The following is a 547-nucleotide window of genomic DNA, read 5'->3' as shown; positions in this document are numbered from 1 at the left end:
GGTCCAGAGACCGCCGAGGTTCGCAATCAAAATAATGCGCAGCAACATCGCCCCGCATTAGGAGAATCCACGTCGCTGCCGCGTTCCTTCACATTATCGCGACCTCGTGATAAGCGATCATCCATCGCAACATGGAGGCCGCCCTCGAGCTGACCGGCGTGGTCGACGGCCTCGAAGGCAATACGCTCAACAGCGGCGCCAAGGCCTCGGCACGCTCGCGCTTCGAATCGACCAAGCAGCGCTTCTTCGGACAGGTGCTCCTGTCGATGAAACTTCCCACCGTGATCGCGGCGGCCGAGCAGCATCTCGCCGAAGGCAAATCGGTGGTCATGCAGCTTGTCACCACGGCCGAGTCCATCCTCGACCGCCGCCTGGGCCAGCTCGCCCCGGACGAGCGCGCCGAACTCGATATCGACCTCAGCCCGCGCGAAGCCATGTAATGTTGAGGTCCAGATTAGACATATTCTTTGCAGTCGACATTTATGTCGAGCATTGCGGCCGGAGGCGTGGGATTGCGTCGATTGGTCATGATTTTACTCCAGATAAT

The 547-nt window shown here is 59.4% G+C and carries 1 protein-coding gene; it reads left to right on the top strand.

The annotated features are described in order from the left end of the window. Positions 1-158 precede the first annotated feature (158 nt). A complete protein-coding gene (locus LH128_RS29880; protein WP_442800367.1) occupies positions 159-440 on the top strand; it encodes a methylase in 282 nt (93 codons plus the stop codon). Positions 441-547 lie beyond the last annotated feature (107 nt).

The organism is Sphingomonas sp. LH128, assembly GCF_000293195.2.
In the GTDB taxonomy this organism is placed as follows: domain Bacteria; phylum Pseudomonadota; class Alphaproteobacteria; order Sphingomonadales; family Sphingomonadaceae; genus Novosphingobium; species Novosphingobium resinovorum_A.
This window is presented reverse-complemented; position numbering and strand designations above follow the sequence as displayed.